General features: G+C 73.4%; 15 protein-coding genes. 2 read left to right on the forward strand and 13 right to left on the reverse strand.

Annotated elements, in window-relative coordinates; translation table 11 throughout:
* The first annotated feature begins 12 nt into the window (after positions 1-12).
* The gene (locus ACLJT4_RS26365) at positions 13-1,104 is read left to right on the forward strand and encodes a M48 family metallopeptidase (RefSeq protein ID WP_411125789.1); all 1,092 of its coding nucleotides are present in this window, start codon (positions 13-15) and stop codon (positions 1,102-1,104) included.
* Here the strand turns inward: ACLJT4_RS26365 and ACLJT4_RS26370 are convergent.
* The 5 genes from ACLJT4_RS26370 to proB form a co-directional block, all read right to left on the reverse strand.
* Complete coding sequence (locus tag ACLJT4_RS26370) at positions 1,067-2,191, reverse strand: hypothetical protein (RefSeq protein WP_411125791.1); 1,125 nt, start codon at positions 2,189-2,191, stop codon at positions 1,067-1,069. The two genes, ACLJT4_RS26365 and ACLJT4_RS26370, sit on opposite strands and share 38 nt — an antisense overlap.
* Before the next feature lie 58 nt (positions 2,192-2,249).
* Positions 2,250-2,867, reverse strand: coding sequence for a hypothetical protein (locus tag ACLJT4_RS26375; RefSeq protein WP_411125793.1), 618 nt, complete (start codon positions 2,865-2,867; stop codon positions 2,250-2,252).
* A gap of 85 nt (positions 2,868-2,952) precedes the next feature.
* On the reverse strand, positions 2,953-4,221 hold the full coding sequence (locus ACLJT4_RS26380) for a glutamate-5-semialdehyde dehydrogenase (protein WP_016570266.1): 1,269 nt from the start codon (positions 4,219-4,221) through the stop codon (positions 2,953-2,955).
* Between the two features lie 234 nt (positions 4,222-4,455).
* Positions 4,456-4,956, reverse strand: coding sequence for a hypothetical protein (locus tag ACLJT4_RS26385; protein ID WP_411125795.1), 501 nt, complete (start codon positions 4,954-4,956; stop codon positions 4,456-4,458).
* Between the two features lie 232 nt (positions 4,957-5,188).
* A complete protein-coding gene (gene proB / locus ACLJT4_RS26390; RefSeq protein WP_411125946.1) occupies positions 5,189-6,286 on the reverse strand; it encodes a glutamate 5-kinase in 1,098 nt (365 codons plus the stop codon).
* Positions 6,287-6,768: 482 nt separating this feature from the next.
* Between proB and ACLJT4_RS26395 the strand changes: the two genes are divergently transcribed.
* The gene (locus ACLJT4_RS26395; RefSeq protein ID WP_411125797.1) at positions 6,769-8,856 is read left to right on the forward strand and encodes a hypothetical protein; all 2,088 of its coding nucleotides are present in this window, start codon (positions 6,769-6,771) and stop codon (positions 8,854-8,856) included.
* Positions 8,857-8,967: 111 nt separating this feature from the next.
* Here ACLJT4_RS26395 and obgE read toward each other — a convergent pair whose 3' ends face one another.
* From obgE to ACLJT4_RS26435, 8 genes are all read right to left on the reverse strand, one after another.
* Complete coding sequence (obgE, locus tag ACLJT4_RS26400) at positions 8,968-10,404, reverse strand: GTPase ObgE (RefSeq protein WP_411125799.1); 1,437 nt, start codon at positions 10,402-10,404, stop codon at positions 8,968-8,970.
* A gap of 193 nt (positions 10,405-10,597) precedes the next feature.
* Positions 10,598-10,855, reverse strand: a complete 258-nt coding sequence (rpmA, locus tag ACLJT4_RS26405; RefSeq protein ID WP_016574171.1) for a 50S ribosomal protein L27 — start codon at positions 10,853-10,855, stop codon at positions 10,598-10,600.
* A 14-nt stretch (positions 10,856-10,869) separates the two neighbouring features.
* Positions 10,870-11,190, reverse strand: a complete 321-nt coding sequence (rplU, locus tag ACLJT4_RS26410; RefSeq protein WP_016574172.1) for a 50S ribosomal protein L21 — start codon at positions 11,188-11,190, stop codon at positions 10,870-10,872.
* Between the two features lie 246 nt (positions 11,191-11,436).
* Positions 11,437-15,219: an Rne/Rng family ribonuclease gene (locus ACLJT4_RS26415; RefSeq protein WP_411125802.1), complete on the reverse strand. Its 3,783-nt coding sequence runs from the start codon at positions 15,217-15,219 to the stop codon at positions 11,437-11,439.
* Positions 15,220-15,435: 216 nt separating this feature from the next.
* Positions 15,436-16,239 (reverse strand): TIGR03936 family radical SAM-associated protein, encoded by an 804-nt coding sequence (locus tag ACLJT4_RS26420; protein ID WP_037635118.1) that lies wholly within the window; start codon positions 16,237-16,239, stop codon positions 15,436-15,438.
* Between the two features lie 258 nt (positions 16,240-16,497).
* Positions 16,498-17,028 (reverse strand): GNAT family N-acetyltransferase, encoded by a 531-nt coding sequence (locus ACLJT4_RS26425; protein WP_411125804.1) that lies wholly within the window; start codon positions 17,026-17,028, stop codon positions 16,498-16,500.
* 123 nt (positions 17,029-17,151) lie between these two features.
* Entirely contained in the window at positions 17,152-19,074 is a 1,923-nt protein-coding gene (locus tag ACLJT4_RS26430) for a TIGR03960 family B12-binding radical SAM protein (RefSeq protein WP_411125806.1), read from the reverse strand.
* A gap of 90 nt (positions 19,075-19,164) precedes the next feature.
* Positions 19,165-20,772 carry a CHAD domain-containing protein gene (locus ACLJT4_RS26435; protein ID WP_411125808.1) on the reverse strand — a complete coding sequence of 536 codons (1,608 nt, stop codon included), beginning with the start codon at positions 20,770-20,772 and terminating at the stop codon, positions 19,165-19,167.
* Positions 20,773-20,824: the final 52 nt, after the last annotated feature.

A 20,824-nucleotide genomic window follows, 5' to 3' on the forward strand; every position in this document is an offset into this window, starting at 1 on the left:
GGGGAGGCCCCAATGACGGAGAGCCCAGGCAGCGACGCGAACGCCCCGAGCCGGAACCGCAAGCGGTTCCCCGGCATCTCGTCGCGGTCCTACGAGCACCCGGCAGATCGCTCGGCGCTGGTCGCGCTGCGCAAGCTGAGCGGGTTCGACACCGTCTTCAAGACGCTCAGCGGTCTGCTGCCGGAGCGCAGTCTGCGGCTGCTCTTCCTGTCGGACTCGGTCCGCGTCAGCGACCAGCAGTTCGCCCATCTCCACGCCATGCTGCGCGACGCCTGCTACGTCCTGGACCTGGAGAAGGTCCCGCCGATGTACGTCAATCAGGACCCGCAGCCCAACGCCATGTGCATCGGTCTGGACGAGCCGATCATCGTCGTGACGACCGGCCTGGTCGAGCTGCTCGACGAGGAGGAGATGCGGGCCGTCGTCGGCCACGAGGTGGGCCACGCCCTCTCGGGGCACGCGGTCTACCGCACGATCCTGCTGTTCCTGACCAACCTCGCCACCAAGGTGGCCTGGATCCCGCTCGGCAACGTCGCGGTCATGGCGATCGTGACGGCGCTGCGCGAGTGGTTCCGCAAGTCGGAACTGTCGGCCGACCGGGCCGGCCTGCTCGTCGGGCAGGACCTCCAGGCGTCGATGCGCGGCCTGATGAAGCTGGCCGGCGGCAACCACCTGCACGAGATGAACGTCGACGCGTTCCTCAAGCAGGCCGAGGAGTACGAGTCCGGGGGCGACCTGCGCGACTCCGTGCTGAAGATCCTCAACCTTCTGCCGCGCAGCCACCCGTTCACCACCGTGCGGGCCGCCGAGCTGAAGAAGTGGGCCGAGAGCCGCGACTACCAGCGCATCATGGACGGCCACTACCCGCGCCGCGACGAGGACAAGGACGCCTCGGTGTCCGACTCGTTCAAGGACTCCGCTGCGCACTACGCCGACTCGGTGCGCACCAGCAAGGACCCGCTGATGGGCCTGGTGCGGGACATCGCGGGCGGTGCCGGCGACTTGGGCGGCAAGCTCCGCGACACGGTGTTCGGCACGCGCCCGAACGGGAACGACACGAACGGCGCTAGCGGATCGGACGGCTCGGAGTCGGCTGGGAAGTAGCCGACAGCTCGCCGCAGAGCGCGGCGTTGACCCGGCCCCGCGCGTAGGGGTCGGTGCCGGCGGGCCGGTCGGGTCCCGCGTGCTGCCCGGCGAGCAGCGGGTGCAGCGTGTCGGCCGGGTCCGAGGAGCAGGTCATCGGCCCGGCCTGCAAGCTGCTCTGCACGACCACCAGGCGGTGGTCGGCGAGGTCGTCCCGGCCGATCCGGAAGTGCAGTTGGCGCCGGACGGTGACGAGCGAGGCGGCGCCCGCCGTCGGCGTGCCGGTGTGCTGCCCGGCGGCGTCCGCCGGGGCGCCCGGGGCCGGCTGCACGGCGTAGACGAAGGTGTAGTCGGCGGCGACGTCGAGGGTGTCCGGGCTCAACTCCGTTGCGTCCAGCGTGCCGTTGACGCGGACGTTGCGGTCGGCGAGCCGGAGCTGCTTCGCGTCGAAGCGGACCAGCCAGCCGGTCGCCGCGTCCCGCCCGTTGTCGTCGGGGTGCGCGAGGCTCCGGTCGAACTGGTCGAGTTGGCCGGTGTCCAGCAGCAGCCGGACGGGCCGCACGGAGCCGCCGGTGAGGGTGGCCGGGTCCACCGAGGAGCGGACGAGGTAGTCCTTGGCGATGGTCAGCGCGGAGACGATCTGGCCGTCGGAGAAGTGCGCACTGCGCTGGACGGCGGGCAGGTTGATGCCGGCCGCCCCGATCCGGTAGTCGGCCGCCGGGCTGTGCGCGAAGAGGTCGGCGGGGGCCGCGCCCGGTACGGCGGCAGGCGGCGCCAGCGGCACCACCGAGGACCGCAGCGGCTCGGCCCGGACCGGCTCGGGGGCCTTGTACGGGTGGCGGACGCCCATGTAGACCGCGGTGCCGAAGGCCAGCACGATCAGCAGCACCAGCAGGACCGCCTGCCGGGATCCGCCCAGCCGCAACCACGCGTGGCGGATCCTCACCGCCGGTGCGTGATGCTCCCCCAGCCGCTCGTCGGCGGAGAACTCCTGCAGTCGCGCGGCACGCACGAACCGCTCGTCGAAGACCACGGATCGGTACTCGTCGTCACCGCCTCCCGGGGCGCCGTCGGGCGTCCCTTCCGGAGGGTCACCAGGCCCGGTCATACAACAAGGGTAGGTCTGACGGGGCCGACGTAAACGCGGGAGCGCACCCCAACTTCGGTCAGTGCGGCCCGGGGCCCGCGGAGAACGACGGGCGCAGCGGTTCCGCGGAGCCGGCGGTCGGCACGCCGGGACGCGGCGCCCGCAGGGAGTCCCGGCCGCCGTTGGGGGGCGCGCCGGAGGACGGGGCGTCGACGCCGGTGGTGCTGGCCGGCGGCGCGGGGCTCTGCCCTCGGCCGGCGGCGCCGCGGTAGACGGCGCTGAAGGCCAGCGCCACCAGTCCGACGCCCATCACGACGGCCAGTACCCAGGCGATGGGCCGGTGCCACCGGGCGGTGCCGCGGTAGGGGCGCAGGGACCCGCCGTAGGGGCCGTAGGGGTCGTCCGGCGGGTAGGCCGCGCGGTCGCCGAGGCGCGCTCCGGCGTCCTCGTGGTCGTAGTCGTCGTCCGGTCCGAATCCGCCCCCCGGGCGGGCGGCCGCCTCGGCCTCCGCGCGCGCCTCGGCGGCGGCCAACATCCGCTCGACCGCCGAGGGCTCGTGGATCGTCGCGGACCGTACGAAGTCCTCGTCGAAGACCACGGAAGCGAACTCCTCGTCCGCTCGTCCGTGGCTCCCGTGGTGGTGCTCGTCGGGCTCTTCGCCGTCCGGGAACGGCTTGCCCCCCACGTCGTCCGGCACCCGTCCAGAGTAGCCCCGGCCGGACCTTTTGGGCAGGGAGGGAAGCGGCCGGATAGCAGCGGAACGGGGCCGTCCGCGGGGTGGGTCAGCGGGTGTGGCCGTCGCCCGTGACGATGTACTTCGTGGACGTCAGCTCGGGCAGGCCCATGGGGCCACGGGCGTGCAGCTTCTGGGTGGAGATGCCGATCTCGGCGCCGAAGCCGAACTGGCCGCCGTCGGTGAAGCGGGTCGAGGCGTTGACCGCGACCGTCGTGGAATCCACCAACTGGGTGAAGCGGCGGGCGGCCGCCTGCGAGCCGGTGACGATGGCCTCGGTGTGGCCGGAGGACCAGCGGCGGATGTGCGCCACCGCGGCGTCCAGGTCGGGCACCACGGCGGCCGCGATGTCGTAGGAGAGGTACTCGGTCGCCCAGTCCTCGTCGGTGACCGGGGCGACCAGGCCGGGGCCGACCTGCTGCCAGGCGGCGTCGCCGTGCACCACCACGCCGGCCTGGGTCAGCGCCTCCAGGGCGCGCGGCAGGAACTTCTCGGCGATGCCGGCGTGCACCAGCACCGTCTCGGCGGCGTTGCAGACGCTGGGGCGCTGGGCCTTGGAGTTGACCAGGATGTCGATCGCCATGTCGAGGTCGGCGGCCTCGTCGACGTAGACGTGGCAGTTGCCGGTGCCGGTCTCGATGACGGGCACGGTGGACTCCTCCACGACCGTGCGGATCAGGGCGGCGCCGCCGCGCGGGATCAGCACGTCGACCAGGCCGCGGGCGCGCATCAACGCGCGCACCGAGTCCCGGCTCTCCCCGGGCACCAACTGGACGGCGTCGGCCGGCAGTCCGGCGCTCTCCACGGCGCCCCGGAGCACGTCCACCAGCGCGCTGTTGGAGGCGTAGGCGGAGGAGGAGCCGCGCAGCAGCACGGCGTTGCCGGACTTCAGGCAGAGGGCGGCGGCGTCCACCGTCACGTTGGGCCGGGCCTCGTAGATGATGCCGACCACGCCGAGCGGGACCCGGACCTGACGCAGGTCGAGGCCGTTGGGCAGGGTCGAGCCGCGCACCACTTCGCCGACCGGGTCGGGCAGCCCGACGACCTTGCGGACGTCGTCGGCGATGGCGGCGATCCGGTCGGGGGTGAGGGTGAGGCGGTCCACGATCGACGCGGAGGTGCCGGCGGCCCGGGCCTTCTCGACGTCCTGGGCGTTGGCCGCCACCAGGGCGTCGGTCTGCGCCACCAGGGCGTCGGCGATGGCGAGCAGCGCCCCGTCGCGGGCCGTGCGCGGCAGCGGGGCCAGGACGGCGGCCGCCTCCTTGGCACGGCGGGCGGTGTCGAGGACGGGTGAGGACTGGGATGCGCTGCTGGTCATGGCCGCAGCCTAACGCCGCGCCGGACGGCGGCCGCGCCGGATCCCACAGAGCGGGACGCCGGTCACACCGGCGGTGCGGCCGGTGGACCGTCGTGCGGGCCGGTGCGCTACGGCGCCGCGGGGTCGCGTCGCCCACGGGCCGTCCGGCCGGCCCCGGTGGGACCGGGGCGCGGATCGGTCGGAGCGGTCCTGGTGGTCGGAGCGGCCCTAATTCGGAGCGGCCCTAAAGCGGCCCTAATAGGGGTGCACGCCGACCGGTGAGGCCGGCGGCGGCCCGTAGCCCTCGGCGACGCGCTGGTGGTACGTCTCCCGGTCGATGACCTCCAGGCCGACGATCTCCCAGGGCGGCAGCTTGGCCGTCGAGCGGTGTTCGCCCCACAGGCGGAGGGCGACGGCCGCCGCGTCGTGCAGGTCCCGGGCCTCCTCCCAGTACCGGATCTCGGCGTGGTCGTTGGCGTAGCGGCTGGTCAGCAGGAACGGGTGGTCGTGGGCGAGCTGTTCGAGCGCCCGCCGGACCTCCTTCAAGGGGGCTTCGGCGCCCGAGACGCTGAGGGTGACGTGCCACAGCCGGGACGTCTCCCGGCGCTCGCCCTCCCGCGCCCGCGGCGCCGCCCGGTCCCGCTCCGCACGCCGGCCGGGGTCCTCCGGCAGGGCGGCGGTCCGTCCGGTCCCGACGCTGGTCAGTGTGCGCTCCGCCGTCCCTCGGGCCGGAGCCCCTGGGCGCCCTCGTGTCACCGGCGGCCTCCTGTGATGCGAATCGCTCCGCCCCTTCACGGTGCGGAGCCGACTGGTGCGGTCGTCCTTCGACGTCTGCGCTCGCGCGCTGCGGGCGCTCCGCTGCGGCGCCCCCGCAACAAAGTTGACCAGCCCGCGGCCGCTCGCGGGGCCGTTTTGCCGAAGGTCCCCGGTGAAAGGCTGATGGAGCCCGGCACCGCGCGGGCCGCGCCGGGGACCCGTCAGCGGCGGTTCAGTGCTGGAGCAGCACCAGGTCGTCGCGGTGCACGACCTCGCGCTCATACGCCGGTCCGAGCTCGCGAGCCAGATCCCGGGTCGAACGACCAATCAATCGGGGGATTTCCCGGGCGTCGAAGTTGACCACCCCACGGGCGACCGCGCGGCCGCCCGCGTCCCGCAGCTCGACCGGGTCGCCGGCGGCGAAGTCGCCCTCGACGGCGGAGATGCCGGCGGGCAGCAGTGAGGAGTTCCGTTCGACGACGGCCCGCACCGCTCCGTCGTCCAGCACCAGGGCGCCCTGCGGCGCGGAGGCGTGGGCCAGCCACAGCAGCCGGTCGGCGGAGCGGCGGCCGGTGCGCAGGAAGTGGGTGCCGGTGGTGGCGCCGGCCAGCGCGTCCGCGGCGTGCACGGCGGAGGTGAGCACGACCGGGATGCCGGCGGCGGCCGCGATCCGGGCCGCCTCGACCTTGGTGACCATGCCGCCGGTCCCGACGCCGGACTTGCCGGCGCTCCCGATGGAGATGCCCTCCAGGTCCTTGGGGCCGCTGACCTGGTCTATCCGGGACGTACCGGGCAAAGACGGGTCGCCGTCGTAGAGGCCGTCCACGTCGGAGAGGAGGATCAGCAGGTCGGCGCGGACGAGGTGGGCGACGAGGGCGGCCAGCCGGTCGTTGTCGCCGAAGCGGATCTCGTCGGTGGCGACGGTGTCGTTCTCGTTGACGATCGGCACCGCACCCATGGCCATCAGCTGGTCGAGGGTGCGGCAGGCGTTGCGGTAGTGGGCCCGGCGGCTGGTGTCGTCGGCGGTGAGCAGCACCTGGCCGACCCGGCGGCCGTAACGGGCGAAGGACGCGGTGTAGCGGGCGACCAGCAGGCCCTGTCCGACACTCGCGGCGGCCTGTTGCCGGGCGAGGTCGCGGGGGCGGCGGTCGAGTCCCAGGGGGGCCAGGCCGGCGGCGATGGCCCCCGAGGAGACCAGCACGACCTCCTTGTCCTGGTACTTGGCGATGACGTCCACCAGGGCGTCGACCCGGTCGGCGTCCAGTCCTCCCGTGGCCGTGGTCAGCGAGGACGAGCCGACCTTCACCACGATGCGGCGGGCGTCCGCCACGCCCTCCCGCCCCCGTCCGCCGGCGGACGGCGCCCCGGACCCGCCACCGCCCTCGGTCGTGGCCTTCCGGGCCGCCCCTTCGCCTCGCGTTGCCGCAGCCACCTGCATACCCCTGTGCTCGCCGATCCCTGTGCCGTACGGAACCCGTACAGCCGCAAATCTACGGCAGCGGTCTCGGCGGGCGCCTCGCCATATCGCCTGGCGGACGTCCCGGCGGACATCACGGCCGGGGGACCGACGAGGCGGAAACGAAGTCGGGCCGAAATGAACTAAGACGGAGAATGACACTCGAAGGTTGCGTTCGATTGGTCCGTTTCGCGGCGAAGAGGGCCACAGCAGATTGTCACCAAGGCCAACGAGGTCATACGGTCGGGTGTCCATCGGTCCCATTTCGCCGCTCCGGCGGCGTCGCAGCGCGGGACCCGGCCGCCGTCCCCGGCCTCCCCCCTCCATGACCTTTCTGCTGCCAGGAGCCCTCCCCCGTGCCTTCCGCCGGAATCGCCCCCAGACGAGCCGTCCAGCTCGCGGCGCTCTTCGCGATGATGGTCGCGTTCACCGCCCAGCTGATCGGCGCGCTGCTGCCCGTCATTCCGCTGTTCATCGCAGCGTCCGTGGTCAACCTGGTTCTTGACCTGGTCCTCCAGCACCAGCAGCCCGGGCTGCTGGCCCTCCTCGGCCGGATCCGCTTCGACGTGACGGTGCGTCAGCTACTGCGGGACATGCTGATGCTGGTCGGCCTCCTGCACATCGACGGCATCAACCCCCTGGAGGAGCAGGCCCCCCTCACCATCACCCTGCTCGCCTTCTACGGCACCCACTTCGTGTGCCAGGCGGTCGCGGTCCTGGTCCGCCGCTCCCGGAGCCTGCCGATCGTCACCCGCAACGTCGACGCGAGCGCACTGGGGCTCACCGACGCCCCGCCGCGGCTCCTCTACCGCCAGACCGGCCGCCGACTGCTGCGCTTCTCCGTGCCCACCACGGCCGGGATAATGGTCACCGCGATCACCGGCAACGCCTTCTGGGGCGGCATCGGCATCGGCATCGCCCTGCTGCTCTCCGCCGGCGGCACCCTGTACCTGAGCACCTGGCTGCTGCCCGGCAAACAGGTCGTCACCGAACAGCGCGCCCTGGAATGGCTGGACGACTGGCTGGCCGCCTACCGCCCCACGGTCGGCATGTACTTCTCCGGCGGCGCCTCCTCCGCCTACCAGGCCAACATGTGGCTCGGCACCCTGGCCGGGCTGGAGGGCCGGCCGATCATCGTGCTCCGCGAGCGGTTCATGGTGCAGAAGATCGAGGCCACCGACGTCCCGATCGTCTGCATCCCGAAGGTCGCCCACCTGATGCGGCTGGAGCACTCCACCCTCAAGGTGCTGCTGCACCCCGCGAACTCCGGCAAGACCTCGCAGATCCTGCGGATCCCCTCCATCAAGCACGCCTTCATCAACCACGGCGAGAGCGACAAGCTCTCCTCCTGCAACCCGTACGCCAAGGCGTACGACGAGGTGTGGGTGGCCGGCCCGGCGGCCCGGGACCGCTACCAGCTCGCCGACATCGGCATCGAGGACAAGGACGTCGTCGAGGTCGGCCGCCCCCAACTGGCGCCGATCCGCCCCTACGAGGGCGCCCCGCTCGGCCGCTACACCACCGTGCTCTACGCCCCCACCTGGGAGGGCTGGGACGGCAACCCGGGCAACACCTCGGTGATCCTGGCCGGCGAGAACATCGTCCGCGCCCTGCTCGCCGACCCCACCGTGCGACTGCTGTACAAGCCGCACCCGATGACCGGGTCGGTGGACCCGCGGGCCGGCGCCGCCAACGCCCGCATCCAGGCGATGATCGCGGAGGCCAACGCCGGGCGCGGCGGCGCACTGCCGGGCCCGGAGGCGACCGCCGAACTGGCCCGCCGCACCGCCGAACTGGACCGGCTGACCACCGCCGACTTCCGCAAGAGCGCCGACGAACTGGAGCGGATGCGGCTCCAGAGCACGCCCGAAGAGGGCCGCGCGGCGGCCGTCGAGGCCGCGGTCGTCGCCTGGGAGGAGGCGTACTGGAACTCCTTCCCGGAGTGGGAGCACCGCGTCATCACCACCGTGCGCCCCGGCATCTTCACCTGCTTCAACCAGGCGGACCTGCTGATCAGCGACGTCTCCAGCGTGGTCTCCGACTATCTGACCAGCGAGAAGCCGTACGCGGTCGCCAACACCTCCGGGATGACCGAGGACGACTTCCGCGCGAACTTCCCGACCGTGCGGGCGGCCGGCGTCCTCGCCCCCGACGCGTCCGGTGTTCCCGCACTCCTGGAATCCGTCCGCGACCCGGGGCGGGACGAGATGGCCGCGGACCGCGCCGAGCTCAAGGAGCACCTGCTCGGCCCGTCCGACCCGCCCTCGGCGGTCCGCTTCAACCAGGCCGCCCTGGACCTGCTCTTCCAGGCCGACGAGCGGCAGCGCCGGATGGAGAGCCGGCTGTCCGGGATCCCCGTGCAGCGCTCGCAGCAGGGCGTGACCGGCGCCGAGACGGCCCGGCACGGCCCCGGCGGCGCCCCGGACGCCACCGCCGCCGTCTGACCCGCAGGGGCCCGCGCACGGCCCCGCAAACGCCCGCAGGCCCCGGGAGGAGCGTTCCTCCCGGGGCCTGCGGGCGTGCGTACCCGCCCGGTCCGGCCGGGCGGGTACGGCTCAGAACGGCGAGAAGCCGTCGTACTCGCCCTGCGCCTCGTCGCGCTCCGCATCGCGGTCGCGGCGCCGCTGGGCCGCCGGACGCGGGGCCTCGAAGCGGTGGTCCTCACCGCGGCGGCCGAGCATCTCCGCACCGGCCGACATCGACGGCTCCCAGTCGAAGACCACGGCGTCCTCGTCGGAACCGATCGCCACGCCGTCCATGGCGCGGGCGCCGGCCTTGAGGAGCGCGTCCTCCACGCCCAGGCGGTTGAGCCGGTCGGCCAGGTAGCCGACGGCCTCGTCGTTGTTGAAGTCGGTCTGGCGGACCCAGCGCTCGGGCTTCTCGCCCCGGACGCGGAAGAGGCCGTCGGCCTCCTTGGTGACCGTGAAGCCCGCGTCGTCCACCGCCTTGGGGCGGATCACGATGCGGGTGGCCTCCTGGGCGGGCTTGGCGGCCCGCGCCGTGGCGACGATGTCCGCCAGGGCGTACGACAGCTCCTTGAGGCCCTGGCGGGCGATCGCGGAGACCTCGAAGACGCGGTAGCCGCGCTCCTCCAGGTCCGGGCGGATCATGTCGGCGAGGTCCTTGCCGTCCGGGATGTCGACCTTGTTGAGCACGACCACCCGCGGCCGGTCGCCGAGGCCGCCGTACTGGGCCAGCTCCTCCTCGATGACGTCGAGGTCGGAGAGCGGGTCGCGGTCCGACTCCAGGGTGGCGGTGTCCAGGACGTGCACCAGCACCTCGCAGCGCTCGACGTGCCGCAGGAACTCCAGGCCCAGTCCCCTGCCCTGGCTGGCGCCCGGGATCAGGCCGGGGACGTCGGCGATGGTGTAGACCGTCGAGCCGGCGGTCACCACGCCGAGGTTGGGCACCAGCGTCGTGAACGGGTAGTCGGCGATCTTCGGCTTGGCGGCCGACAGCACCGAGATCAGCGAGGACTTGCCGGCGCTCGGGTAGCCGACCAGCGCGACGTCCGCGACGGTCTTCAGCTCCAGCACGATGTCGCGGGCCTCGCCGGGCTCGCCGAGCAGCGCGAAGCCCGGCGCCTTGCGGCGGGCCGAGGCCAGCGCGGCGTTGCCCAGGCCCCCGCGGCCGCCCTGGCCGGCGACGAACTGCGTGCCCTGGCCCACCAGGTCGGCCAGCACCTCGCCGTTCTTGTCGAGCACCACGGTGCCGTCGGGCACCGGCAGGACCAGGTCCTTGCCGTTCTTGCCCTCGCGGTTGTCGCCCGCGCCCGGCTGGCCGTTGGTGGCCTTGCGGTGCGGGTGGTGGTGGTAGTCGAGGAGCGTGGTGACGTCCTGGTCGACGACCAGGATCACGTCACCGCCGCGACCGCCGTTGCCGCCGTCGGGGCCGCCGAGCGGCTTGAACTTCTCCCGATGGACGGAGGCGCAGCCGTGGCCTCCGTTACCCGCGGCGACCTGCAGCTCGACGCGGTCCACGAAGGTGGTCATGGTGGGGATGCCTCCAGATCAGCGGGGTTGTCGTGCGTTCTGAGCGGAATATCCGCTTACACCCGGCAATACCGCGCGTACAGCGGGAATGTCTTGTTCATAACGCGCCAAGGGCGGACCGTTCTTCCCGCTTGGCGCGAGAAGAGGCGGTCCGCCCCTGACGTGCTGTCGACGTGTGTCGTCCGGGCCGAAATTACTCGGCGACCGGGACGATGTTCACGACCTTGCGGCCGCGGAAGGTGCCGAACTGCACCGCGCCGGGCTGCAGGGCGAACAGGGTGTCGTCGCCACCGCGACCGACGCCCGTGCCCGGGTGGAAGTGGGTGCCACGCTGGCGAACCAGGATCTCACCGGCGAGGACGGCCTGACCGCCGAAGCGCTTCACGCCGAGCCGCTGAGCATTGGAATCGCGACCGTTCCGAGTGGACGATGCGCCCTTCTTATGTGCCATGTCTCCTCAGTCCCTTACTTCGCCGGAGCGTCGATGCCGGTGATCTTCAGCGCCGTGTGGAGCTGGCGGTGGCCGATCCGCTTCTTGTAACCGGTCTTGTTCTTGTACTTCTGGATCCGGATCTTGTCGCCCTTGTGGTGGTCGACGACCTCGGCCTGGACCTTCACGCCGGCCAGGACCCACGGGTCGCTGGTGACGGCGTCACCGTCGACGACCAGCAGCGTGGAGAGCTCGACGGTCTCGCCGACCTCGCTGGTGGAAATGCGGTCAACCTCGATGACGTCGCCAACAGCAACCTTCTGCTGGCGTCCGCCGGTGCGCACGATCGCGTACACGCGGAACTCTCTCTCCTTAGAAACGGATCCTCTGATGCCAGCCGCTCTCACGGGCTCAGGGACGTCCCGTGGAATCCGAACCCGTGGACCACGAGCGGGACGAGCGGCCTCCCTCGGCGAGGCCGAGAGGTGTGTGCTCAGAAGGGGTGGTGTCACACAGACACCGACGGTCAAGGTTACGGGGCCTCGACCAGGGGGTCAAACCGGCCCCGGACCGCCTCGCGACGGTCCGGGGCCGGACACTGCTCAGTCCTCCGCGGAGGCCGGCGCCGAAGCGGCCGCGGTCTTCTTCGCCGCGGTCTTCTTCGTCGTCGTCTTCTTCGCGGTGGTCTTCTTGACCGCGGTCTTCTTGGCGGTGGTCTTCTTCGCCGCCGCCTTCTTGGCCGTGGTCTTCTTCGCGGCCGCCTTCTTGGCGGTGGTCTTCTTCGCCGCCGCCTTCTTCGCGGTCTTCTTGGCCGCGGGTGCCGGCTCGACGGCCTCCGCGCCCTCCACGACCTCGGCGGGCTGCTCGGGGGCCTCGGCGACCGGCTCCGCGGCCGGCTCGGTCACCGGCGCGCTGATGACGATCGTCCCGGCGTCCTCGGCGACCTCCGGCGCGCCCGCCGGAGCGGACACCCGACGGGTGGCGCGGCGACGCGGACGGGCCGGTGCGGGCTCGGCGACCGGAGCGGCCTCGACCGCCTCGGCGACGGGCTCCACGGCGGGCTCCGGCTCCGCGACCGGGGCGGTCGGCTCGGCGGCCGGCAGCACGATCGCGGCGGCCTCCGCGGCGGCCTTGGGCGCGCCGGCCGGCGCCGACACCTTCCGGCTCACCCGACGGCGGCCCCGGGCACGCCCGGTGGCGGCGGCCTCGGCCTCCGCGGGGCTGCTGTACCACTCGTCGGCACCGTCCACCGACGGCTGCAGCTGGGCCTCGGTCACCGCGACCGGCTCCAGCTCCGGCGCCTCCTCCTCGGCCACCGGCGCGGACACCGGCTCCGCCGTGCCCTCGGTGGTGGCCTCGGCGGGCTGCTCCGGCTGGGCACCGTTCGCCCCGGCCTTGCCCTTCTTCTTGCGCTTGCCGCCACCGGCCGACGGCTGGTCCATGTGGACGAGCACGCCGCGGCCGTTGCAGTGCACGCACTGTTCGGAGAACGACTCCAGCAGGCCCTGGCCGACCCGCTTGCGGGTCATCTGGACCAGGCCGAGCGAGGTGACCTCGGCCACCTGGTGCTTGGTGCGGTCCCGGCCCAGGCACTCCAGCAGCCGCCGCAGCACCAGGTCCCGGTTGGACTCCAGGACCATGTCGATGAAGTCGATGACGACGATGCCGCCCAGGTCGCGCAGCCGCAGCTGGCGCACGATCTCCTCGGCCGCCTCCAGGTTGTTCCGGGTGACGGTCTCCTCGAGGTTGCCGCCCTGCCCGGTGAACTTCCCGGTGTTGACGTCGATCACGACCATGGCCTCGGTCTTGTCGATCACCAGCGACCCGCCGCTGGGCAGCCAGACCTTGCGGTCCAACGCCTTCATCAGCTGCTCGTCGATCCGGTACGTCGCGAAGACGTCGACCTCTGAGGTCCACTTCTGCAGCCGGTCCACGAGGTCCGGCGCGACGTGCGAGACGTAGCCGTGGATGGTCTGCCAGGCGTCGTCACCACTGACGATGACCTTGGAGAAGTCCTCGTTGAAGATGTCCCGGACGACCCGGACGGTCATGTCCGGCTCGCCGTACAGCAGGCTCGGCGAGCTGGTGGAGGCCGCCTTCGCCTTCTTCTGGATCTCTTCCCACTGGGCCTGCAGCCGCTCGACGTCGCGGCGCAGCTCGTCCTCGCTCGCGCCCTCGGCGGCGGTGCGCACGATGACACCCGCGTCCTCGGGGACGATCTTCTTGAGGATCTGCTTCAGCCGGGCCCGCTCGGTGTCCGGGAGCTTGCGGCTGATGCCGGTCATCGAGCCCTCGGGCACGTAGACCAGGTAGCGGCCGGGCAGCGAGACCTGGCTGGTCAGCCGGGCGCCCTTGTGGCCGATCGGGTCCTTGGTGACCTGGACCAGGACGGACTGGCCGGACTTCAGCGCGGTCTCGATGCGGCGCGGCCCGTTGGCCATGCCCAGCGCCTCGAAGTTGACCTCGCCCGCGTACAGCACGGCGTTGCGGCCCTTGCCGATGTCGACGAAGGCGGCCTCCATCGACGGCAGGACGTTCTGCACCTTGCCGAGGTAGACGTTGCCGACGTACGAGGTGGCCTGCTCCTTGTTGACGAAGTGCTCGACGAGCACGTCGTCCTCAAGGACGCCGATCTGGGTGCGCTCGCCGCTCTGGCGGACCACCATCACCCGCTCGACGGCCTCCCGGCGCGCCAGGAACTCCGCCTCGGTGATGATCGGCACCCGGCGGCGGCCCTGCTCGCGCCCCTCGCGGCGGCGCTGCTTCTTGGCCTCCAGGCGCGTCGAGCCCTTGATGGACTGGACCTCGTCGGCGCCGGTGCCCTCGTCCTTCTTGCGGGGCTCGCGGACCTTGACGACCGTGCGCTCCGGGTCGTCGGTGTGCGAGCCGTCGGCCTCCGCGCCCTCCCCGCTGCGCCGGCGACGACGACGGCGGCGACGGCTGCTGGAGCTGCCCCCGGCCTCCGGGTGGTCCTCGGTGCCTTCCCCGCCCTCGGCGGCCTCCGGCTCCTCCTCGTCCTCGGCCGCACCGCTCTCCGCGAACGGCTCCTCGGCACCGTCGGCGGCCTCACCGCGGCGACGGCGACGACCGCCCCGACGGCGACGGCGCGAGGGACGCTCGCCCTCGTCGCCGGTCCCGGCCTCGACGTGCTCCTCGTCGGCCTCCTCGGCCTCCTCGGCCTCGACGGCGGCGGGCGCGGGCTCGGCGGGCGCGGCGGCGGGCTCCTCGACCGGTGCCGGCGTCACCGCCTCGACCTCGGCCGGCTCACCACGACGACGGCGACGGCGGCGCGACGGCGCGGGCGCCTCCTCCGGCGTCTCCACGACCGTCTCGACCTCCTCCTGGCGCGCAGCGGCGTGCGCGGCGGCGGCGCTCTCGGGGGTCTGGAACATCGGCTCGGCGAAGACCGGTGCCTGGAAGACGGCCGTCGGCGGGCGCTGCGCCCGGCGGCGTCCGCGCGCCGGTGCCTCGGTCGCCGGCTCCTCCGCGGCACGGGCCGCGGGCGCCTCGGCGACCGGCGCCTCGGTGGAGCGCTCGGTACGGCGGCGCGACCGGCGCCGCGGCGCCTCGGCCTCGACGGTCTCCTCGGCGGCCGGCGCCGGCTCGGCGGCGGGGGCCGCTTCCTCGACGCTCACCTGCGGCGCACCGGCCGGAGCGGTCGCCTTGCGGGTCGCCCGACGACGGGTGCGCGCCGGACGCGCCTCCTCCTCCGCGACGGCGGCGGCCGGGGCCTCGACGGCCTCCGCGACGGCTTCCTCTTCTTCTTCCGCCTCCTCGGCGGCGGGCTCCTCGACGACCGCCGCGGCGACCGGGGCGGTCGCCTTGCGGGTCGCGCGGCGACGGGTGCGGGCCGGACGGGCCTCGTCCTCCGCGACGGCGGCCGGGGCCTCCGCAGCGGCGGCGGCCGGCGCCGGCTCGGCGGCGGGGGCCGCTTCCTCGGCGCTCACCTGCGGCGCACCGGCCGGAGCGGTCGCCTTGCGGGTCGCCCGACGACGGGTACGGGCCGGACGGGCCTCGTCCTCCGCGACGGCGGCCGGGGCCTCGACGGGCTCGGGCACGACGGCGGTCTCGGCGGGGGCCGGGGAGCCGGCCGCGGCGGTGACCTTGCGGGTCGCGCGGCGGCGCGGGCGGGCCGGCCGCTCTTCGTCGGCGGCGGGCTGCGACGCGGCAGCGGGCGCGGTGTCCGCGGCGGGGGTGGTGCCGGTGGCCGGCGGGTCGTTGCTCACCACGGCGGTGCGGGCGCCCGTGCCGGCGGGGGGGCCGGCCGGGCGGGACGCCACCCGGCGCCGGCGGCGCGGCGGCAGCGTGTCGCTGGGCGAGTTGTCGGTGTCAACCTCGTGGTCCGCGGACCGCGTGGATTCGGTGGGCTCAATAGATTCGAGCATGCGGGCGGTTCTCCCGTCACGCTCCCGGGCGCCGCGCCTGATTCCGGCCGCGGTCCGCGCGCTGGGCGCGGTTCCGCAGTCCGGGGCGCGGGCGCCGCACGGGAGCTGTCGTCTCGCTCGCCGGGTCCGTGGACCGGACCGGCGAAAGTCTCCTGGTCAGTGCGTCCGCCGGACCGGGGTGGCCACCCCGGTGGATCGGCGACGCGACGACGCGTCCTACGCAGTGCCGTCCCCGGAAGTGGCCGGGGAGGCCCCGCCCTGCACCGTCGCGGTACTCAGTCCGTCGGCCGTGGATGGTGCGGCCGTGGCAGCGTCGCGGTCGGGCGCCAGCGGGTCGGTCACCGTGCCGGTCTCCTCATCGAGCAGCCCCTGCGCCAGCCTGGTCACCGCTGCGGGGACCGGCGGCGCCAGGTCGGCCGTAACCCGGAGGCCGGACAGGACGTCGTCGGGTCGTACGGCAGGTGTCAGATGCCGAACAACCAGCCGCAGTATCGCACAGGCATTGCCGTCGGGCCTATCGCTGTGGATCGAGGTGGCCTCCAGCTGTGCCACCGCGCCCCGGGCGTCGAAGCTCCGCATGCCGTTCTTGGTGCGGCGCTCGACCAGCACCTCCTCGGCGGCGAGGAACGCCTCGACGGCGCGCCCGGCCTCCTCGGGGGCGACCCCGTCGAGCCGGATCTCCCACACCGAAGCCTGGAGCCGGTCGGCGAGGCCGCTGGTGCGCGCCTCCACGGCGTCGGTCACGTCGAGGCCGTCCGGCAGCGACGCGTCGAGCAGGGTGCGCAGCGTCTCCGGGTCGCGGTGCGCGGCGAGTTGGATCTCCAGGTACTCGGCCTCGCTGCCGGTGCCGGTCGGCGCCGCGTTGGCGTACGACACCTTGGGGTGCGGGGTGAAGCCCGCCGAATAGGCCATGGGGACCTCGGCGCGGCGCAGCGCCCGCTCGAAAGCGCGCTGGAAGTCGCGGTGGCTGGTGAACCGGAGGCGGCCGCGCTTGGTGTAGCGCAGTCGGATGCGCTGCACCGCCGGTGCGGGCGGCGGGCCTTCGGGCTGTCGCTTGCCCAGTGTCACTTCTCCTTGGTTTCAGGGCGCGGCGGGTGCCGCCCCGTCCGGCCCGTCCCCGCGTGGGCGGGGACACATCGTGCCCGGACGTCTTTACCTAGAGTACGTGCCGCGCCCGTCGGCGGTTCCCGCCGGGGCGTACCGGTCCCGTCCCGCGGGCCCGCGGGACCGGCGAAGTCCATTCGGACGAGTGGGCCGCCGACCGCCCGGGTACCGCGCTCAGGCGGAGATCCAGTACCGAAGCTTCTCCGCCCGGCGGTCCTCGAAAACCCCGCCGCACGCCTCGATCACCCGGCGCGAGCCGGTGTTGGTGTCGTCGCAGGTCACCAGCACCGGGTCGATGCCCAGCCGGTGGGCGCGGGGCAGCACGGCGCGCAGCATCGCGGTGGCGTGCCCCTGGCGGCGGGCGGTGGGGCGCACCGCGTAGCCGATGTGGCCGCCGTAGGCGTGCAGGGACGGGGTGAGTCGGTGCCGGACGGTGATCCGGCCCAGGTAGGCGGCGCCGTCCACCCACCAGAACGTGGACGTCGGGACCGGGCCGTCGACCCGCTCGTCCGCAACGACCCCGGCCATCCGCCGGACGTAGGTCGCGAAACCCTCCGCGGTCGACCAGCGGGGGTGCCAGGTCCGCAGCTCGCGGCCGAGGCCGGAGTGCGGGGAGCGGTGCACGCCCTCCGCGCGGAATTCCTCCATGGCGGCGAGGAAGGAGGCGTGGACGCGAACGGTCGGGGCGCTCAACTTCGGGGACATGGCCGTCATTCTGCGCGGGCGCGCCGCCCGTGGGTACGCCGCCGGCCCGGCCCCGCGACGGAAGCGGGGGCCGGGCCGGCGGATTGCGCGGAGCCCTGGGCGACGGCCGCGGCCGTCGCCGGATCACTTGACGACGGTCAGCGGCAGCAGCTTCTTGCCGGTGGGGCCGATCTGGATCTCGGTGCCCATCTGCGGGCACACGCCGCAGTCGAAGCACGGGGTCCAGCGGCAGTCCTCGACCTCGGTCTCGTCGAGGGCGTCCTGCCAGTCCTCCCAGAGCCAGTCCTTGTCGAGGCCGGAGTCGAGGTGGTCCCAGGGCAGGACCTCCTCGTAGCCGCGCTCGCGGGTGGTGTACCAGGCGACGTCCACGCCGACGTCGGGCAGCGTCTTCTCGGCGCACGCCATCCAGCGGTCGTAGGAGAAGTGCTCGCGCCAGCCGTCGAAGCGGCCGCCGTCCTCGTAGACCGCGCGGATGACCGCGCCGATGCGGCGGTCACCGCGGGAGAGCAGGCCCTCGACGATGCCCGGCTTGCCGTCGTGGTAGCGGAAGCCGATGGAGCGGCCGTACTTCTTGTCGCCGCGGATCTTGTCGCGGAGCTTGGCGAGCCGGGCGTCGGTCTCCTCGGCGGAGAGCTGCGGGGCCCACTGGAAGGGCGTGTGCGGCTTGGGGACGAAACCGCCGATGGAGACCGTGCAGCGGATGTCGTTGGACTTGGCGACCTCGCGGCCCTTGGCGATGACGTTGATCGCCATATCGGCGATCTGCAGCACGTCGTCGTCGGTCTCGGTCGGCAGACCGCACATGAAGTAGAGCTTCACCTGGCGCCAGCCGTTGCCGTAGGCGGTGGCGACGGTGCGGATCAGGTCCTCTTCGGAGACCATCTTGTTGATGACCTTGCGGATCCGCTCGCTGCCGCCCTCGGGGGCGAAGGTCAGTCCGGAGCGGCGGCCGTTGCGGGTCAGCTCGTTGGCAAGATCGATGTTGAAGGCGTCGACGCGGGTCGACGGGAGCGACAGCCCGATCTTGTCTTCCTCGTATCGGTCGGCGAGGCCCTTGGCGACGTCGCCGATCTCGGTGTGGTCCGCGGAGGACAGCGACAGCAGGCCGACCTCCTCGAATCCCGTGGCCTTCAGGCCCTTCTCCACCATGTCGCCGATACCGGTGATGCTTCGCTCCCGCACGGGACGCGTGATCATGCCGGCCTGGCAGAAACGGCAGCCGCGGGTGCAGCCACGGAAGATCTCGACCGACATCCGCTCGTGGACGGTCTCGGCCAGGGGGACGAGCGGCTGCTTGGGGTAGGGCCACTCGTCGAGGTCCATGACGGTGTGCTTGGAGACCCGCCACGGGACGCCGGAGCGGTTCGGCACGACGCGCGCGATGCGGCCGTCGGCGAGGTACTCGACGTCGTAGAACTTGGGGACGTAGACGTTGCCGGTCCGGGCCAGCCGGAAGAGGACTTCCTCCCGGCCGCCGGGGCGGCCCTCGGCCTTCCACTCGCGGACGATGCGGGTGATGTCCAGGACGGCCTGCTCGCCGTCGCCGATGACCGCGCAGTCGAGGAAGTCGGCGATCGGCTCGGGGTTGAAGGCGGCGTGCCCGCCGGCCAGGACCAGCGGGTGGTCCTCGGTGCGGTCCTTCGCCTCCAGCGGGATGCCGGCCAGGTCCAGGGCGGTGAGCATGTTGGTGTAGCCGAGCTCGGTGGAGAAGCTCAGGCCGAAGACGTCGAAGTCGCCGACGGGCCGGTGGCTGTCCACGGTGAACTGCGGCACCTCGTGCTCGCGCATCAGCGCTTCGAGGTCCGGCCAGACGCTGTAGGTGCGCTCGGCGAGGACGCCCTCCTGTTCGTTGAGCACCTCGTAGAGGATCATGACGCCCTGGTTGGGCAGCCCGACCTCATAGGCGTCGGGGTACATGAGCGCCCAGCGGACGTCACATGCCTCCCACGGCTTGACCGTGGAGTTCAGCTCGCCGCCGACGTACTGGATCGGCTTCTGCACGTGGGGGAGCAGAGCTTCGAGCTGCGGGAAAACCGACTCGGACATCTCGAACCTTCGTGGGCTGACAGGGGGCGACTCACAAGCGTAACCCGGTTGGCGCCCCCCGACGGACGGATGCGGGTGCGCGGCCGGCGGTCAGACCCGCAGCGCGGCGCGGTGTTTGCGCCGGGAGACCTCGGTCCACAGGGCCGGCAGTTCCCGTTCGTCACGGGCCGCCCGGGCCTCCTCGCGGCCGTAGAGCAGGCCGAAGGTGAATCCGCTCTCACCGGCCCGGCGGGCCTGGGTGGCCAGTTCCCGCAGGGCGGCGCGGGCGACCACGCTGTCCTGGTGGTCGCCGAGCAGCTGCTGGACCTCCTTGGTGCGCCGGGTGAACTTCCGGGCGGGGCGGCCGAGCGCCGGGCCGGCCGCCTCCGCCGCGTACCGGGTGCGCTTGGCGGCCTTGCGGGCGCGGTGCAGCGCCTCGTCGCGGGCCGGACCGGCGGGGGCGTCGAGGGCGGCCTCGACGCGGCGGGCCAGCCGCCGGTAGTCCTTGAGGACGGCGCCGGCGACGACCCGGGGGGCAGGGCGGGCGGCGGGGCCGCGCAGCGGCGGGGCGCCGAGCAGGGCGTGCAGGCCCTCCAGGAGGGCGAGGTAGCGGGGGCCGTCGAGGGCGGCGAGCAGGCGGTCTTGGGCCCCGGCGCGGCGCCGGACCGACCAGGTGCGCAGCCGGGCCGACACCGGTCCCAGCCGTAGTTCTCGGGGCACCTCCGCCAGTGCGGCGGTGAGTCGCTCGGCGAGCACTTCCTGGTCCCGCCCGAGCCCCAACTCCGCTGCCAGCCACTTGAGTTCGGCGCCGAGCGGGTCGGTCGCGGCCCGGTCCAGGACCGCGCCGTACGAGCGGAAGGCACTGCGCAGGCGGCGGGTGGCGACGCGCATCTGGTGCACCGCGTCGGGCAGGTCGCGGCGGGCGGCCGGGTCCAGTTCGACGATGGCCCGCACCTGGGCGCGGACGTAGCAGAGCACGACGTCGCCGGCGGTGCGACCGCGGCGCCCGTCGGCGTGGTCGGCGCCCGCGGGGGCGGGCTGGGCGGCGGCGTCCTCGGCCGGGCGGTGCGGGGCGGTCTCGGCCAGGGCGCGGGCCAGTTTGGACGGTGCCGCGGCGGGCCGCGCCCCGGCCCCGGTCAGCACCTCCTCGACCGCGTCCAGCAGTTCCTGGCCGGCGCCGACGCCGGGCGCCAGCTCGACCTCGATCTCCCGCCAGCGGGCCGGCCCCGGCGCACCTTCGGGGTGCAGCCGCCATGACTCGACGTCGTCCACCGCGACCTCGGCCAGCAGCGCACCGGCGGCGTCGTGGAGCTCGTGGACCGTGCGGCGGGTCCGCAGGCGCACGAGGGGGACCAGTGGGGCGTCGCGGGTGCGGGAGCGGGCCAGCGCGGTCAGTTCGGGCGGCGGGGCGTCGGCGAGCGGGGCGCGGATCTCGTCGCGGACCGAGCCGGTGACGCCGGGGAGCGTGACCGGGAGCTTGAGGTGCCAGCCCGCGTCGGGGCCGCCGGTGCGCCGTCGCAGGGTGAGGCGGTCGGCGGCCAGGCGTTGGTCGGCGGTGTCGTAGTAGTGGGCGTCCAGGGTCTCGGGGGCGCGTTCCACCACGGCCGCGACGCGGTCGGCGCGGGTCAGGTCGGGCAGGCGGTCCGGGGCGGCGCCGAGGGCGGATCCCCGACCGTCCGCCTCGTATTTCCGCTCGATCTCCCGCACGGCGTCCGCCATGCATCGAATCTAGTCAGCCGCAACGAGGTCGACCAGCCCGCCGGCACCGGTC

This window comes from Streptomyces sp. x-19 (assembly GCF_046549115.1).
GTDB classification, from domain to species: Bacteria; Actinomycetota; Actinomycetes; order Streptomycetales; family Streptomycetaceae; genus Streptomyces; species Streptomyces albulus_C.

Coding starts and splice junctions, on each gene's coding strand:
- ACLJT4_RS26365 (WP_411125789.1), top strand. CDS start 13: ATGACGGAGAGCCCAGGCAGCGACGCGAACGCCCCGAGCCGGAACCGC.
- ACLJT4_RS26370 (WP_411125791.1), bottom strand. CDS start 2,191: ATGACCGGGCCTGGTGACCCTCCGGAAGGGACGCCCGACGGCGCCCCG.
- ACLJT4_RS26380 (WP_016570266.1), bottom strand. CDS start 4,221: ATGACCAGCAGCGCATCCCAGTCCTCACCCGTCCTCGACACCGCCCGC.
- obgE (WP_411125799.1), bottom strand. CDS start 10,404: ATGACCACCTTCGTGGACCGCGTCGAGCTGCAGGTCGCCGCGGGTAAC.
- rpmA (WP_016574171.1), bottom strand. CDS start 10,855: ATGGCACATAAGAAGGGCGCATCGTCCACTCGGAACGGTCGCGATTCC.
- ACLJT4_RS26415 (WP_411125802.1), bottom strand. CDS start 15,219: ATGCTCGAATCTATTGAGCCCACCGAATCCACGCGGTCCGCGGACCAC.
- ACLJT4_RS26425 (WP_411125804.1), bottom strand. CDS start 17,028: ATGTCCCCGAAGTTGAGCGCCCCGACCGTTCGCGTCCACGCCTCCTTC.
- ACLJT4_RS26430 (WP_411125806.1), bottom strand. CDS start 19,074: ATGTCCGAGTCGGTTTTCCCGCAGCTCGAAGCTCTGCTCCCCCACGTG.
- ACLJT4_RS26435 (WP_411125808.1), bottom strand. CDS start 20,772: ATGGCGGACGCCGTGCGGGAGATCGAGCGGAAATACGAGGCGGACGGT.